Raw genomic sequence first — 15,469 nt, forward strand, 5'->3', positions numbered from 1 at the left:
CCTTGAATCATGCTTTCGCCGTACTTATTTTGTAGCCTCGTGGGGTCTTGACGAAGACCCACATGCCCGGCCTGCCGCCCGGAGGCCGGAGACTATAAAGGGGGGTGCTTCATGGCCCGAAACAATTTGCCGTCCATTGCCGCTGGTGAAGGCGGCCTCAATCGTTATCTCGACGAAATCCGCAAATTTCCCATGCTCGAGCCGCAGGAAGAGTACATGCTCGCCAAGCGGTATCAGGAGCATGACGACCGCAACGCCGCTCACAAGCTCGTCACCAGCCACCTGCGCCTCGTCGCCAAGATCGCGATGGGTTATCGCGGCTACGGCCTGCCGATCGGCGAAGTCGTGTCTGAAGGCAACGTCGGCCTGATGCAGGCCGTCAAGAAGTTCGAGCCCGATCGCGGCTTCCGCCTGGCGACCTATGCCATGTGGTGGATCAAGGCCGCCATCCAGGAATACATTCTGCGCTCCTGGTCGCTGGTCAAGATGGGTACGACCGCCAACCAGAAGCGGCTGTTCTTCAACCTGCGTCGACTCAAGGGCAAGATCCAGGCGCTCGACGAAGGCGACCTGAAGCCCGAGCACGTCAAGGAAATCGCCACGACCCTGAAGGTCAGCGAGGACGAGGTCATCTCGATGAACCGTCGCCTGTCCGGCGATGCTTCGCTGAACGCGCCGATCAAGGCGAGCGAAGGCGAATCCGGACAATGGCAGGATTGGCTCGTCGACGACCACGACAATCAGGAACAGATCCTGATCGAGCAGGACGAGTTGGACAGCCGCAAGGCCTTGCTCGCAAACGCGATGAAGGTGCTCAACGATCGTGAACGCCGCATCTTCGAGGCGCGCCGCCTTACCGAAGATCCGTTGACGCTCGAAGACCTGTCGACCGAGTTCGATATCAGCCGCGAGCGCGTGCGCCAGATCGAAGTCAGGGCCTTTGAAAAGGTCCAGGACGCCGTCCGCAAGGCGGCGTTGGAGAATGCCCAAGCCTTGCGCGTCGTCGAAGGCGCATAGGTCCGAGGCTTGGCATAACAGGAAACGAAAAAACCCGGCGAAGTTCTCGCCGGGTTTTTTTGTTGTTTCTGCTTCAGCGTGTCCGGCCCTATTGGCCTGTCGCTGCCGTATTGCCTGACGATCCCCAAGCGCGCATCGCCTGGCTGAAGGCTTCGTTGCCACTCTGGCCCTTTTCAAGCGTCAGCAAGGCGCGGCGACCGTTGCGGTATGTCAGCGGGATATCGATCCATCCACGGCTGCGCAGCAGTTCGGTATTGCTGCCAACCGCTTCGGCGAAGTCATTGAGCGCGATCATGTGGAAGTCGTCGGTGATCTTGGCGGGTACCGCGATCAGCGCATCGCCACGATCCTGCTCCGTCCGCTTCATCGAAACGCGCTGCACGCCGTCGATGGCGCCGCCTTCGAAGTTCTGCGGCAGCGAGAAGACGAACTCGATCACGTGGCTCGCCGGCAGGGACGGATCCGCATTGCGCTTGATCGTCATCAGCGCGGTCAACCCGCGGTCCGGCACGGTGATCTGAGCCTGGATTGCCGGTTCCGGCTTGGCGTCGCCACCCGGAGACTCCTCCTTGACCGACCAGGCGACAGTTCCCGGAATGGCGGTCGGAGAGGATTGGCCGAGCCGCTCTTCGTAGAGGAACATCTTTTCGCCGTTGGCAACCGCAACATCCGGCTGTGCCGGCTGAGCGCCGGGTTGCAGACCTGTACCAGGCGTTCCGGCGTCGGTACCAGGCGTACCGGCCGCTTCTTCCTGCGGTTTTCCGGCTTCGGTCTGCGGTGCGACCGACTTGCCTTCCTGCGCGGCACTTTCACCGTTCAAGACAGCCGGGCCGGCATCGGTTTCCGAGCCATCGGCAAGCAGGCGCTGGGTAAATTTCGTCGACGTGTTGTCCGGAACAGCCGTGTCGTCATGCGCGCCGGGCTGTTGCGTCACGGTCTCGCCGGTCGGCGCCGGGGGCGTGCTCTGCTGTTCCGCCGGCGTCTCACCCTTGCCGGAAACGGCCGACGTTATCGAAGCGACCATGCCGGAAATCCAGGCATTGCCCGCCTCCCGGTTCTGCCAATAGGCAAATCCGCCGCCACCGAGCACGAGCAAAAAGCCGGCGGCGATCACCAGGCGCTTGACGCTGAAGCGCGAAGGCTTTGGCGTCGTGCTATACGAAGTCGGCCGCGCCGGCATCTCGATGCCGCGATCGGTATCCTTGGCCGTTGCCGCTCCCGCACCTGCCGCCGTCGCACCGCCTTCAAGACCCAGAAGATCGTCAATGTGATCCCAGGCCGTACCCGCGCGCTCCTGCTGGCTTGCGGATTCCGCCGAGTTTGCGGCCGGCGTTAGCGATGTCTTTTCGACCGGCCACGACCAATCGGAAATTTCGGCGTCGCTGGCCTTTTGAGCGGGGCGCTCGGTGATCGAGGCAAACGGATCGTCGTCGTCGAACGACCAGGAACGGCTGGCATCCGCTTTCGGCGCCGCCGGCTCTATTTCGGCAGGCTTTTCCTCGACGGGATGCATGCCGAGCAACTCAGGTGCACCGGCATCGTCGACCACGTCGTCCGGCTTCGCGTCCAGCGAGGCAGGTGCAGGAGCGGGCTTCGTGTCTTCCCAGTCCGGCAGTTCCCATTCCGAATGCGCTGACGTTTCCGCAGCAGGCGCGACAGCGGGCGCATCCCAGGTCGCATCCTGCACCGATTCGGGTTCAGGCTCGATGGCCGGGGCAACCGGCGCATGGTCAAGGACCTCTTCAGCGGCAGGCTGGGCGGGTGCGACGATTTCCTCATCATGCGCCTGTGCCTCGACCGGCGGCTGCCAAGCCGGCTCGGCCTGCTCTTCGACGGCTTCGGCGTATTCGGCTGCTACCTCGACATATTCGGCCGGTGCTTCCGCGGGCACGGTCTCGGCATAGCTTTCCGTCTGCTCATCATGCTCGGCAACTGCGTCGGCGTAAGCAGGCTCGGCATCGCCGACAACGTCGTCTTGTGCCGGTTCTTCGGCTGCCGCCGTCACCGGCTCGCTTTCGGCCTGTTCGACCGGCGTCTCGACGACATCGCCCGGTTCCGGTTCCGCCTCAGCGGGCACGACCGCTTCCGCGACTTCAGCCTCGGGCTCGAACGCGTCGACCGCCGGCAGGGCCTCAGCATACTCGCTGTCGACCTCGCCGATCGCGTTTTCGAGTTTTGCCAACTGACGATTGATCATATCGTCCGACGGACGCGGATTCATATTTTCGAGTTGGCGACGCACGGCGGCGCGCGCCTTCTCGTAGACCTTATCCCGCATTTCCGGTGTGTTTTCCGACAGGCCGTCAACGGTCCTGCGAATAACTGCAACAAAATCCGCCATCAGAACTTTCTCATACGCTCAGGCATGTGTTTGCGATCACGACGCAATGTCAGTCCGCCGACACTAGTCCTCAAAGGGGTCCGTCACAAGTATTGTGTCGTCCCGCTCCGGGCTGGTCGAAAGAAGAGCCACCGGTGCACCGATGAGTTCCTCGACCTGGCGAACATACTTGATCGCCTGTGCCGGAAGATCTGCCCAGCTGCGTGCGCCGACAGTCGATTCCTTCCAGCCTTCAAGTGTAATATAGACTGGCTTTGCCGAAGCTTGCTGCGCCTGGCTTGCCGGAAGATGATCGATCTGCTGTCCGTCGAGAGTATATCCGACGCAAATCTTCAGTTCATCAAGGCCATCGAGCACGTCGAGCTTGGTCAGCGCGATGCCGGTGATGCCGTTGGCAGCGACCGACTGGCGCACGAGCGCAGCATCGAACCAGCCGCAGCGGCGCTTGCGTCCGGTAACGGTGCCGAATTCGTGGCCGCGCTCGCCGAGGAACTGGCCGATCTCGTCGTGCAGTTCGGTCGGGAACGGGCCCTCGCCGACGCGGGTCGTATAGGCCTTGGTGATACCGAGAATGTAGCCGAGCGAGCCCGGGCCCATGCCCGAACCGGCGGCGGCCTGACCTGCAACGGTGTTGGACGAGGTTACGAACGGATAGGTGCCATGATCGATGTCGAGAAGCGTGCCCTGCGCGCCTTCGAACAGGATGCGGGCGCCCTTGCGCCGCGCCTTGTCGAGCAGCACCCAGACGGTTTCCATGAACGGCAGTACCTTGTCGGCAACCGAAGACAGCTCGAGCATGATCGCGTCATGGCTGATTTCCGGTTCGCCGAGGCCACGCCGCAGCGCGTTGTGGTGCGTCAGCAGGCGATCGACCTTGGCCGGCAGGGTTTCGAGGTCGGCAAGGTCCATCACGCGGATCGCACGACGGCCGACCTTGTCTTCATAGGCCGGGCCGATGCCGCGGCGGGTGGTGCCGATCTTGGTGCCGCTGTTGGAGGCAGCGTCTTCGCGGAAGCCGTCGAGTTCGCGGTGCAGCGAAAGAATGAGCGTGGCGTTGTCGGCAACACGCAGGTTCTCCGGGGTGATCGTCACGCCCTGCTTGCCGAGCTTGTCGATTTCAGCGATCAGCGCATGCGGGTCGATGACCACGCCGTTGCCGATGACGGCGAGCTTGCCGGGACGCACGACGCCGGACGGAAGCAGCGACAGCTTGTAGCTGACGCCGTCGATCACCAGGGTATGGCCGGCGTTGTGACCGCCCTGAAAGCGCACGACGATATCCGCGCGTTCCGAGAGCCAATCTACAATCTTGCCTTTGCCTTCATCACCCCACTGGGATCCGACCACCACGACATTCGTCATAATTCTCTTCCTGTTGACGCGCGCAAGTAGGGTTGCGCTGTTCTCAAAACCCGCGCATCTATACTGTGTTGTCACCGGGAAAGCGACCCCGTTATGACGGGCGTTCCGCCCTTTTTGCATGACAAGCGCTGGATTTAGCGCCTATATCTTGCGTCTCTCCCGCCCTTGCGGCAATCAATCCCCGTCATCCCAGCAGGTTGCAGCATCGTGAATTCCAGGGCTTATTTCTATCTCTGCGTCACCGCACTCTTCTGGGGCGGCAATTCGGTCGCCGGAAAAATGGCCGTCGGACATGTCAGTCCGATGATGCTCACCACCCTTCGCTGGGTGTTTGCGCTTCTCATCATCCTGGTGCTAATGACGCCGCAGATCCGCCGCGATTGGCAGAAGATCAAGCAGCATTGGCTGCAGCTGCTGGCCTATGGCGTCATCGGTTTCACCACCTTCAACGCCCTGCTCTATTCTGCGCTGAAATATACCAGCGCGATCAACGCGGTCATCCTGCAGGCCGGCATCCCCATGCTGATCTTCCTGTTCAATTTCATGCTGTTTCGAACCCGCGCCTCGATCGCACAGGTGATCGGCTTCACCGTGACGCTGATCGGCGTGCTGATCACCGCCGCGCACGGCGACATCGCCAGCCTGCTGCAACTGGAGTTCAACTTCGGCGACGCCCTGATGATCGCCGCCTGCATCGTTTACGCCGCCTATACCGTGGCACTGCGCTGGAAGCCCACGATGCATTGGCAGAGTTTCATCGCCGCACCCGCCTTCGGCGCCCTGCTCAGCGCCATTCCACTGCTCTTCTGGGAGATCGGCAACGGCACGGCGATCTTTCCTGACACGACCGGCTGGATCATCGTGCTCTACGCCGCCATCTTCCCGTCATTGATGTCGCAGGTGCTCTATGTCCGCGGCGTCGAGATGATCGGCGCCAACCGTGCCGGGCTCTTCATCAATGCCATCCCGGTCTTCGGCACGCTGCTGTCGGTCATGCTGGTCGGCGAGACCTTCCACACCTTCCATTTCATCGCCCTGCTGCTTGTTCTCGGCGGCATCGCCATTGCCGAGAAGGGCCGCCCGAAACACTAATACCAACCCGCACGGATATTGACCTCTTCCGGCCGAGCCGGCGCCCCTCTTTCAGGCGAGCAACCGCTCCATGTAGAGCGCATCCTCGCCGTAGCTTGCAAGCTTGCTTGCCAGCCGCTCGTCCATGCGGACGGAAAACCCCTGCCGCTCCCAGAAGCCGCGCGAACCGTTGACCGACACCAGCGACATCGAGTGGTAGCCGTCCGACCGGGCGATATCGGCGAGCAGCGGCACGACGTTGCCCCCTGCCCCGGATCCACGGGTCTCAGGCAAAAGCGCCAGGTCGTGAATGTACCAGGTGTCGGCGGTTTCAGGGATCTCGCCGAGCACCGCGTTCAGCGCGGGCGGCGCACGGCGGATCCAGGGGTGGCTCAAGACATAGCCTTGAGTGACGCCGCCGACCTCCAGCATGAAGCAGCCCTCCGGGCTCAGTTCCAACCGATCGGCAAGCACGTGATCGTCCTCGGGGAATGCCTCGTGAACCACCAGCTGGATTTCGGAGACCGAAACGAGATCGGGAAGGCTGGCCTCGCGCCAGCGGAATGCCTGTCGTGTCATTGCCGTCATCAATGTTTCAAACCGAAAGAACGCACCGGTTTGCTCCGATGCGTTCCTGGTCATTCTCGAAATTCAATCATCTGCCCGCCTTGGCGAGCGGGCCATTCGCCGGCGCATAGGTCACAAAATCATGGCCGATTTGCGCCCTTCAGCCTTGCGCACCAGGCGGTGCGCAAGGCTGCTGCATCGATGATCAATCGATGTTGAACACCAGCGGCTTTGCCTGGCGGATCGCGCCGTTGGCGCGCAGCTTGTCGAGCACGTCATCGGAAACCGGGCCGTCGACATAGAGCAACGCGATGGCGTCGCCGGCTTCCTTCTCGCGACCGAGCTGGAAGTTGGCGATGTTGACGCCGGCATCGCCGAGGGTCATGCCGATGAAGCCGATCATGCCGGGTACGTCGGTGTTGGTGATGTAGACCATGTGGCTGCCGACATCCGCATCAAGGTTGATGCCCTTGATCTGGATAAAGCGCGGCTTGCCGTCGGAGAACACCGTACCGGCGACCGAGCGGGTCTGGTTGGCGGTCTTGACCGTCAGCTTGATGTAGCCGTCGAAGACGCCGGTCTTGTCACGCTTGACCTCGGAAAGAATGACGCCCTTTTCCTTGATCATGATCGGAGCCGAAACCATGTTGACGTCGGCCACCTGCGGCCGGATGAGACCGGCGAGCACGGCACTGGTCAACGCCTTGGTGTTCATCGCTGCGGTCGCGCCATCGTAGAGGATCTCGATTTCCTTGATCGCGCTTTCCGTCACCTGCCCGACGAAGGCGCCAAGCACGTCGGCAAGCCGGATGAAGGGCTTGAGGATCGGGGCTTCTTCGGCGGTGATCGAGGGCATGTTGATGGCGTTGGAAACGGCACCCTTGACGAGATAGTCCGACATCTGTTCGGCGACCTGCAGGGCGACGTTTTCCTGTGCTTCCGTGGTCGACGCACCGAGATGCGGCGTGCAGACGACGTTCGCCAGGCCGAAGAGCGGGCTTTCCGTCGCAGGCTCGACCTCGAACACGTCAAAGCCGGCGCCGGCAACGTGGCCGGACTTGATCGCGTCGGCCAGCGCCTTCTCGTCGACGAGGCCGCCGCGGGCGCAGTTGATGATGCGCACGCCCGGCTTGGTCTTGGCCAGAGCTTCGGCATTGAGGATGCTGCGGGTCTTGTCCGTCAGCGGCACGTGCAGGGTGATGAAGTCGGCCTGGGCCAGCAGCTCGTCGAGCTCGACCTTGGTGACGCCCATTTCCTCGGCGCGCTCCTTCGACAGGAACGGGTCATAGGCAAGCACATGCATCTTGAGGCCGATGGCGCGCGAGCAGACGATCGAGCCGATGTTGCCGGCGCCGATGACGCCGAGCGTCTTGCCGGTGATTTCGACACCCATGAAGCGGGACTTCTCCCACTTGCCGGCCTGCGTCGAGGTGTCGGCGGCCGGAAGCTGGCGGGCAACGGCAAAAAGCAGCGCGATGGCGTGTTCGGCCGTGGTGATCGAATTGCCGAAGGGCGTGTTCATGACAATGATACCGCGGCGCGAAGCGGCCGGAATATCGACATTGTCGACGCCGATGCCGGCACGGCCAATGACCTTGAGATTGGTCGCAGCGGCGATCAGCTTCTCGGTCGCCTTGGTGGCCGAGCGAATGGCAAGACCGTCATAGTTGCCGATGATTTCGGCGAGCTTGTCCTTGTCCTTGCCGAGCTTCGGCTGGAAATCGACTTCAACGCCGCGGTCGCGGAAGATCTGGACGGCGGTTTCCGACAGTTCGTCGGATACGAGAACGCGAGGTGCCATGATGGCCTCCTTGAGAAGATCAGGTCTGAACGGGAATGCGGTACAAGGGCTTCGCTCCCCATCGAGAGCGAAGCAAACGCTTGGGTTAGGCCGCTGCCAGCGACAGCGTCGCCTTCTGGGTCTCAAAAGCCCAGGTCAGCCACGGCATCAGAGCTGCCATGTCGGATGCCTCAATCGTGGCACCGGCCCAAATTCTGAGACCGGACGGTGCATCGCGATAATGGCCGATGTCGAACGCGACACCTTCTTTTTCGAGCAGGGCGACAACGCCCTTGGCAAAGGCTGCCTGTCCATCCGCATCCAGTGCGGCGACGTCCGTGTCGACGATCTTCAGGCAGACCGACGTATTGGAGCGGGTTTCGTCCTTGACCGCCAGATTGGCGATCCAGCCGTTGGCTGCAACGAAGTCGAAGATCACCTTGGCATTGGCGTCGGCACGCGCCATCAGGCCCTTGAGCCCACCGACCTTCTCAGCCCAGACGAGCGCATCGATGTAGTCTTCGACGCAGAGCATCGACGGCGTGTTGATGGTCTCGCCGGTGAAGATGCCTTCGATCAGCTTGCCGCCCGAGGTCATGCGGAAGATCTTCGGCAGCGGCCAGGCCGGCACGTAGGTCAAGAGGCGTTCGACGGCACGCGGCGAAAGAATGATGACGCCGTGCGCGCCCTCACCGCCCAGTACCTTCTGCCAGGAGAAGGTGACGACATCGAGCTTGGCGAAATCGAGGTTCTGCGCAAAGGCGGCCGACGTCGCGTCGCAGATGGTCAGACCCTTGCGGTCGGCGGGAATGAAGTCGGCGTTCGGAACGCGCACACCGGAGGTCGTGCCGTTCCAGGTGAAGACGACGTCACGGTCGAAATCGACCTTGGAGAGATCGGGAAGTTCGCCATAACCGGCTTCGAACTTGCGCACATCGGCGAGCTTCAGCTGCTTGACCACATCGGTCACCCAGCCGGCGCCGAAGCTTTCCCAGGCGACCATGTCGACGCCACGCTGGCCGAGCATCGACCAGAGTGCCATTTCGACGGCGCCGGTATCGGAAGCGGGCACGATGCCGATGCGGTAATCGGCCGGCACTTCAAGAATGTCACGGGTAAGATCGATGGCCTGCTTGAGCTTCGTCTTGCCGACCTTGGCGCGGTGCGAACGACCGAGCGGAGCGCCGGAGAGAGCATCGAGCGACCAACCGGGGCGCTTCGAGCATGGGCCAGAAGAAAAATGGGTGTTGTTCGGACGGATGTCCGGCTTGGCAGGCTTCGTCATGTGCTATCCTTCCAGATAGATAGCCCTTCGTTGGGGAAGGGTGTCCCGCCGTCGGAAATATTGCGGGTCCGGAAGGAAGTCAAGCGACTTGTGTCGCAATCGAGAATATTTATGGCGTCGCAGGCAATATCAGCAAAGATGGGGCTGCGCCTGCCGACCGATTGTTACCAGAACGAGAAACGCAGGCCCGCTCTGATCTCGTGACGGGAAAGTCCATCGTCGAAACCCTTTGCCCCGCTCGCACCCGCTAGCGCCTCGGCGCCGAAGCCGAACATCTCGCCGTCGCCGATATGCGAATAGCGGTAGCCGACATCGAGCTTCAGGCGATCGCTGAGGTCGTAGGAGACGCCGGCCATCAGCGCATAGGTGAAGCGCCAGCTGTCGCGACCATCAAATGAGGTTGTGGCCGGAGCGCCGGCACAGGCGCCGCCGCCGGCAACGCAGCTCTCGCTGGCAAAGGCGGTATTCCAACGCAGATTGGTCGCCCCGATACCGGCGCCGAGATAGGGCGTGAAGCCGGCGAGCGTTCCGAAGTCGACATAGGCGTTCGCCATCAGGCCCAGCGCGGAAAAATCCGCCGTCGCGGCAAAGGCGCAGGACGTGCCGGCACCCTGCCCCGCGCAGGGGCTTGCAGTAAGCGACGAGCCGTCGAAACGACCCTCGAAATAATCGGCCGTGAGGTCAGCGCGGAAAGTGTCGGTGATCTGGTAGCCGAGGCCGATGGTGCCCGAAAGCGGTTTATCGAAGCGTGCACCGTCGAACGGAATATTGCTGTAACCGGTCCCCAGATCGAAGGTGCGGTAGCTAGGATCGCCTTCGTCGCGCCAGCCGGCGTACCCGATGTCGCCGCGCAGGTAGAGGCCGCTGCTGCCGGTTGCTTCCTGGGCAATCGTGATTTCGGGGGCGTCGATCAGGGTCTCGTCTGCGGCAACTGCCGGACCGGAAAGCAACAGGCCGACACCGAACGCGGCTCCGCAGATCCCGTTTCGCCATTTCATGCCCATGCCCTTTCGCTGCCATTGCCATCGCCGAATAGGATCCACCCACCAGCTGCTTCGTTCAGCGTTAACTATTGCAGACAGAGGTTAACTCGCGGTTAACCATGCCCGTTAGGATTTGCGCAAAGCTTTGGGCGAAACGACAAAGGCCGCCCCGGGGGCGGCCTTCATGATTTCAGCGTCATATGTCTTACTTGTAGACGATCGGCTCCGGCTCGTAGGGAACCTCGCAGACATTGCCGAAGGAGTAGCGCAGACCAGCGCGTGCCTCGTGGATGTAGAAACCCTCGTCGAAGCCCGGGCCGCCGCCGTTGTTGTAGCCGAACATGTCGCCATCATCGACCTGGCGGAAGCGGTAGCCAACGTCTGCCTTGAGATTGCAGGTCAGGTCGATCGCAGTACCGGCCATGAGCGCGTAGGTGAAGCGCCAATCGCTCTCGCCACCGTGATCCGTCGTCGGGTCGCAATCTGCCGGATTGCTGACACTGCAGCTGGTGTTGCGCAGTCCGTCCCATTTCACGTGCGTGGCACCGATACCGGCACCGACATAGGGGGTGAAGGCGCCGTAGGTGCCGATGTCGACATAGGCGTTGGCCATCAAGCTCCAGGCGGAAACCGAGCTTGTGTCACTTGACACGCAGGGACCCGCGACGATCCCGCAGCCGCCTAAGGTCGAGCCGTTGAAGTCGCCACCGCCCCAGTAGTCGAGCGTGACGTCGGTGCGCAGATAGTTGTTGAACTGGTAACCGACACCGCCGCCAATGACCCAGGAGTCATCGATATCGGCCGAGGCGAACTCAGCGATAGAGCCGCCCGGGCCTCCCTGGTAGTAATTCGCGCCGCGCAGGTCGTTCCAGGCGTAGCCGACGTCGCCGCGCAGATACCAGCCGCTGGTCTGGATCACTGGCTCGACGATAGGCGCTTCGACAGGCGGTTGGTAAATGTCGGCAGCAAAAGCTGCGGTGCCGCTGAGCAAGACTGCAACAACGCCACTCAAAATTCTCTTCATGGCCCACTCCAATACATTCGGTTGCTTGGTGCACCATGAAAGTGGTGTCCAAATCCTGACGTTGGTTATGGATAATGAGGGGGAAAGGTTAAACTCCGATTAACTACAAACGTTTACCGTGTGCATTAAGGAACGTTAATACTCCGGGCTGCGGCAACTTGTTCTTTGGCGAGCAAAGAAAAGGCCGGTGATTGTCACCGGCCCTGGAGGAAACTTCTGAAGGTACGCTTTTAAGCAGCGTTACGCGCGCTGCCGATGACATTGATCAGCCCGTCGACGATCCGCTCGACCTGGCCGCGGTCATCGCCCTCGGCCATGACCCGGATCAAAGGCTCTGTACCCGACGGACGGATCAGCAGGCGGCCGGACTTGGCAAGCTCGGCTTCCGCATCGGCAATCGCCTGGCGCACGGCTGCATCCTCGAGCGGCTTGCCGGCGGACACGCGCACATTCTTCAAGACCTGTGGCACCGGCTCGAAACGGTGGCAGACCTCGCTCACCGGCTTGCCCAGGCGCTTGACGACCGCAAGGATCTGCAGGGCGGCCACGAGACCGTCACCGGTCGTGCCGAAGTCCGACAGCACGATGTGGCCGGACTGCTCGCCACCGACATTCAGGCCGTCCTGGCGCATCTGCTCGACAACGTAGCGGTCGCCGACCTTGGTGCGGCGCAGCTCGATACCACGGCCCTTGAGGTAACGCTCCAGCCCCAAGTTGGACATGACGGTTGCGGCGATCGCGCCGCCACGCAGCGTGCCATCCTCGGCCCAGCTGTCGGCGATAACAGCCATCAGTTGGTCGCCATCGATCACGGTGCCGTTCTCATCGACGATCAGAACCCGGTCGGCGTCGCCATCAAGCGCGATACCGATATCGGCGCGCACCTCATGCACCTTCCTGGAAAGGGCCGCCGGATGGGTCGAGCCGCAATCGAGGTTGATATTGACACCATTCGGCTCGGTCCCGATCGACACCACCTCGGCGCCGAGTTCCCAAAGCGCCTGGGGTGCAACCTTGTAGGCGGCGCCGTTGGCGCAATCGATGGCGATCCGCAGGCCCTGAAGGGTGACGTCGCGCGGCAAGGTGCGCTTGGCATGTTCGAGATAACGATAGATGTCGCCGTCGACGCGCTTGGCGCGGCCGATGTCTTCCGCCTTGGCGAGCTGGCCGGACAGATCCTGATCGAGCAGGGCTTCGATCTTGGCTTCGATATCGTCGGAGAGCTTGTAGCCATCAGGGCCGAACAGCTTGATGCCGTTGTCCTGGAACGGATTGTGCGACGCGGAAATCATCACGCCGATATCAGCGCGCAGCGAGCGCGTCAGCATGGCAACGCCGGGGGTCGGGATCGGTCCGAGCAGGAACACATCGAGACCCGCAGCCGTAAAGCCGGCGACCATGGCGTTTTCAAGCATGTAGCCGGAGAGGCGCGTGTCCTTGCCGATCACCACCCGGTGGCGATGGGCGCCATTGCGGAAGATCGTACCGACTGCAATGCCGACCCGCATGGCGAGGTCCGGCGTCATCGGAAAGATGTTGGACTGACCGCGGATACCGTCCGTGCCGAAATACTTGCGCTTCATAAGAACTCCATCGTTCTGCTGGGTCAATGCAGGCTTTGCCTGCTTCACCTGTCTGCGTGCTCCGCGACTGGGTTTCATTGACCAGACCTCATATCATTCCGGCTGTTACCGTGGCCCCCGCGACCTTGATGCCGAAGCAAAGGCCGAGAGTATTTCGTTTCTTCTTTGACACAAAACCAATGCAAACGGCAGCGACGATAGCATCAGAAATCATTACATCGCGTTACCAAGTGCAATCCTGCACATACAGCGCCGCGCGTCTTATTAGACGCGCAAAGGTCGCGGTAGCACTTCGAATTGCTGCATGTTTTTATCCTTAAATCGAATGCGATTTAAGGAAAACGTTGCAGTAGCAACAAAAAGCCGCCGCACCCTCCGGCGCGGCGGCTTCTGAGATAAGCGTCTGAAACCAAAACCGCTATTGCGGCTGCGGCTCGAACCCACCTTCGGATTCTTCGCCCTTGTTACCCGACGAACCCTCTTTCTTCACGCCAGCGGAAGGCACGGCGGAGCCGCGATGCGGCGGGGTGTCGTCGCCGAGGTCGCGCGCCGGCTTTTCGCCGCGGATCAGCGCTTTGATCTCTTCGCCAGTCAGGGTTTCGTATTCGAGCAGCCCTTCCGCCAAAGCCACGAACTCGTGGTTCTTGTCGGTGAGGATCTTGCGGGCGGTCTCGTAGGCCTCATCGATCAGACGACGGATTTCGTTGTCGATCTTCTGAGCGGTCGCTTCCGAAACGTTCTTCTGCTGCGCAACGGAGTGACCAAGGAAGACTTCCTGCTGGTTCTCGCCGTAGGAAACCTGGCCAAGCTGGTCGGAGAAGCCCCATTGCGTCACCATCGCACGAGCAAGCTTGGTCGCCTGCTCGATGTCGGACGAAGCGCCGGAGGTGATGTTCTCCTTGCCAAAAGTCAGTTCTTCGGCAACACGTCCGCCCATCATGATGGCGAGCCGCGAGACCATCCACTTGTAGCTCATGGAATAACGGTCGCCTTCCGGCAGCTGCATCACCATGCCAAGCGCCCGTCCACGCGGAATGATCGTCGCCTTGTGCAGCGGATCGGCCGAGGGAACGTTGAGCGCCAGGATTGCGTGTCCGGCTTCGTGGTAGGCGGTCAGCTTCTTTTCGGCTTCGGTCATGGCAGAGGAGCGGCGCTCCGCACCCATCATGATCTTGTCCTTGGCGTCTTCGAACTCGAGCATGGTGACGACGCGCTTGTTGCGGCGCGCAGCCATCAGGGCCGCTTCGTTGACGAGGTTCATCAGGTCGGCACCGGAAAAGCCGGGCGTGCCGCGGGCCAGAACCTTGAGGTCGACATTCGGCGCCAGCGGCACGTTGCGAACGTGCACCTTGAGGATGCGCTCGCGGCCGTTGATATCGGGGTTCGGCACCACGACCTGGCGGTCGAAACGGCCCGGACGCAGAAGGGCCGGATCGAGAACGTCGGGACGGTTGGTCGCCGCGATCAGGATGATGCCTTCATTGGCCTCAAAGCCGTCCATTTCGACCAGCAACTGGTTCAGCGTCTGCTCGCGTTCGTCGTTGCCGCCGCCGAGACCGGCGCCGCGATGGCGACCGACGGCGTCGATTTCGTCGATGAAGATGATGCAGGGCGCATTCTTCTTGGCCTGTTCGAACATGTCGCGCACACGGCTTGCGCCGACGCCGACGAACATTTCGACGAAGTCCGAACCGGAGATGGTGAAGAAGGGAACGTTGGCTTCGCCTGCGACCGAGCGGGCAAGCAGCGTCTTACCGGTACCGGGAGGGCCGACGAGCAGCACGCCGCGCGGAATACGTCCGCCGAGCCGCTGGAACTTCTGCGGGTCGCGCAGGAATTCGACGATTTCTTCCAGATCCTGCTTGGCTTCATCGACACCGGCAACGTCGTCAAAGGTGACGCGGCCATGCGCTTCCGTCAGAAGCTTGGCCTTGGATTTGCCAAAGCCCATGGCGCCTCGCGAACCGCCCTGCATCTGACGCATGAAGAACAGCCAGACGCCGAGGATCAAAAGCATTGGCAGCAGCGTGCCGATATAGCTCAGGAACCCGGAGGAGCCGTCGGTTTCCGGACGAACGGTCACCGTCACGTCCTTGGCTTCCAGACGCTCGGTGAGCGCGGTGTCAACCGAAGGTGCATAGGTCTGGAACGTCGCGCCGCTTTCAGAATAGCTGCCGATGACCTTGGAGCCAGTGATCACGACTTCCTTGACGCGGCTCGCATCGACGTCCTTGAGGAACTGCGAGAACGGAATCTCGCGCGAGCCGGTGCGCTCGGTCGGTTGCTGAAACATGCTAAACAGCGCGATCAGCAAAAGCGCTATGATTGCCCATAGGGCAAAATTACGAAAATTAGGGTTCATCGAACTCCCCGGAACCTGTCACGACCCGCACATTTCGCCGGGCCGCTTTCTTGCCCCTAACATAGGGTTCTGGCGACGCCTTGCCAAGGCAAAC

Annotated in this window: 11 protein-coding genes; 2 read left to right on the top strand and 9 right to left on the bottom strand. The window is 61.7% G+C overall.

What is annotated here, in order from left to right:
- The first annotated feature begins 111 nt into the window (after positions 1-111).
- Positions 112-1,017: an RNA polymerase sigma factor RpoH gene (rpoH, locus tag BKP54_RS06400; RefSeq protein ID WP_025424714.1), complete on the top strand. Its 906-nt coding sequence runs from the start codon at positions 112-114 to the stop codon at positions 1,015-1,017.
- 88 nt (positions 1,018-1,105) lie between these two features.
- On the opposite strand, the gene BKP54_RS06405 is transcribed toward rpoH, so the two are convergent.
- Positions 1,106-3,358, bottom strand: coding sequence for a hypothetical protein (locus tag BKP54_RS06405; protein WP_057206592.1), 2,253 nt, complete (start codon positions 3,356-3,358; stop codon positions 1,106-1,108).
- Between the two features lie 63 nt (positions 3,359-3,421).
- Positions 3,422-4,720 (bottom strand): adenylosuccinate synthase, encoded by a 1,299-nt coding sequence (locus tag BKP54_RS06410; RefSeq protein ID WP_057206594.1) that lies wholly within the window; start codon positions 4,718-4,720, stop codon positions 3,422-3,424.
- 207 nt (positions 4,721-4,927) lie between these two features.
- Between BKP54_RS06410 and BKP54_RS06415 the strand changes: the two genes are divergently transcribed.
- Positions 4,928-5,812 (top strand): DMT family transporter, encoded by an 885-nt coding sequence (locus tag BKP54_RS06415; protein WP_057206595.1) that lies wholly within the window; start codon positions 4,928-4,930, stop codon positions 5,810-5,812.
- A gap of 51 nt (positions 5,813-5,863) precedes the next feature.
- Here the strand turns inward: BKP54_RS06415 and BKP54_RS06420 are convergent, their stop codons facing one another.
- The 7 genes from BKP54_RS06420 to ftsH form a co-directional block, all read right to left on the bottom strand.
- Entirely contained in the window at positions 5,864-6,370 is a 507-nt protein-coding gene (locus BKP54_RS06420; protein ID WP_057206642.1) for a GNAT family N-acetyltransferase, read from the bottom strand.
- Positions 6,371-6,563: 193 nt separating this feature from the next.
- Positions 6,564-8,159, bottom strand: coding sequence for a phosphoglycerate dehydrogenase (gene serA, locus BKP54_RS06425; protein WP_057217916.1), 1,596 nt, complete (start codon positions 8,157-8,159; stop codon positions 6,564-6,566).
- Between the two features lie 85 nt (positions 8,160-8,244).
- Positions 8,245-9,423, bottom strand: coding sequence for a phosphoserine transaminase (locus BKP54_RS06430; RefSeq protein ID WP_057221565.1), 1,179 nt, complete (start codon positions 9,421-9,423; stop codon positions 8,245-8,247).
- Positions 9,424-9,587: 164 nt separating this feature from the next.
- Complete coding sequence (locus BKP54_RS06435) at positions 9,588-10,421, bottom strand: outer membrane protein (protein WP_084814325.1); 834 nt, start codon at positions 10,419-10,421, stop codon at positions 9,588-9,590.
- Between the two features lie 190 nt (positions 10,422-10,611).
- Positions 10,612-11,430, bottom strand: a complete 819-nt coding sequence (locus BKP54_RS06440) for an outer membrane protein (RefSeq protein WP_057206601.1) — start codon at positions 11,428-11,430, stop codon at positions 10,612-10,614.
- Between the two features lie 230 nt (positions 11,431-11,660).
- Complete coding sequence (glmM, locus tag BKP54_RS06445) at positions 11,661-13,013, bottom strand: phosphoglucosamine mutase (RefSeq protein ID WP_025424723.1); 1,353 nt, start codon at positions 13,011-13,013, stop codon at positions 11,661-11,663.
- 418 nt (positions 13,014-13,431) lie between these two features.
- The gene (gene ftsH, locus BKP54_RS06450; protein ID WP_025424724.1) at positions 13,432-15,375 is read right to left on the bottom strand and encodes an ATP-dependent zinc metalloprotease FtsH; all 1,944 of its coding nucleotides are present in this window, start codon (positions 15,373-15,375) and stop codon (positions 13,432-13,434) included.
- Positions 15,376-15,469 lie beyond the last annotated feature (94 nt).

This window comes from Ensifer sp. 1H6 (assembly GCF_001976035.1).
Lineage (GTDB): Bacteria > Pseudomonadota > Alphaproteobacteria > Rhizobiales > Rhizobiaceae > Ensifer > Ensifer canadensis.

Bases quoted from the DNA above. Each gene is read 5' to 3' on its own strand.
- rpoH (WP_025424714.1), top strand. From the start codon at position 112: ATGGCCCGAAACAATTTGCCGTCCATTGCCGCTGGTGAAGGCGGCCTC.
- BKP54_RS06405 (WP_057206592.1), bottom strand. From the start codon at position 3,358: ATGGCGGATTTTGTTGCAGTTATTCGCAGGACCGTTGACGGCCTGTCG.
- BKP54_RS06410 (WP_057206594.1), bottom strand. From the start codon at position 4,720: ATGACGAATGTCGTGGTGGTCGGATCCCAGTGGGGTGATGAAGGCAAA.
- BKP54_RS06420 (WP_057206642.1), bottom strand. From the start codon at position 6,370: ATGACACGACAGGCATTCCGCTGGCGCGAGGCCAGCCTTCCCGATCTC.
- serA (WP_057217916.1), bottom strand. From the start codon at position 8,159: ATGGCACCTCGCGTTCTCGTATCCGACGAACTGTCGGAAACCGCCGTC.
- BKP54_RS06430 (WP_057221565.1), bottom strand. From the start codon at position 9,423: ATGACGAAGCCTGCCAAGCCGGACATCCGTCCGAACAACACCCATTTT.
- BKP54_RS06435 (WP_084814325.1), bottom strand. From the start codon at position 10,421: ATGAAATGGCGAAACGGGATCTGCGGAGCCGCGTTCGGTGTCGGCCTG.
- BKP54_RS06440 (WP_057206601.1), bottom strand. From the start codon at position 11,430: ATGAAGAGAATTTTGAGTGGCGTTGTTGCAGTCTTGCTCAGCGGCACC.
- glmM (WP_025424723.1), bottom strand. From the start codon at position 13,013: ATGAAGCGCAAGTATTTCGGCACGGACGGTATCCGCGGTCAGTCCAAC.
- ftsH (WP_025424724.1), bottom strand. From the start codon at position 15,375: ATGAACCCTAATTTTCGTAATTTTGCCCTATGGGCAATCATAGCGCTT.